This is a genomic window from Bradyrhizobium sp. Kon56 (assembly GCF_055807635.1).
Genome location: NZ_JBVVOU010000341.1, coordinates 1 through 295, shown reverse-complemented (window position 1 = coordinate 295; position 295 = coordinate 1). Strand labels below are relative to the sequence as shown.

The 295-nt window shown below is 62.4% G+C and carries 1 protein-coding gene; it reads left to right on the top strand.

The window, feature by feature from the left end:
- Positions 1-295, top strand: a 295-nt coding sequence (locus tag AC0L3B_RS39235; RefSeq protein ID WP_473383132.1) for a radical SAM protein, incomplete at both ends; no start/stop codon positions are given.

Genomic DNA, 295 nt, shown 5'->3' with positions numbered 1-295 from the left:
AAACACAAGTTGCACAGCGTGTGCGAAGAGGCATCCTGCCCGAACCTGGGCGAGTGCTTCTCCGGCGGCACCGCCACCTTCATGATCATGGGCGACATTTGCACCCGTCGCTGCCCGTTCTGCGACGTGGGCCACGGCCGTCCGAAGCCGCTGGACGTCAATGAGCCAGAAAGCCTGGCCATCGCCATCGCCGACCTGAAGCTCAAGTACGTGGTAATCACTTCGGTGGACCGTGACGACTTGCGTGACGGCGGTGCCCAGCACTTTGCCGACTGCATCCGCGAAATCCGCAAGC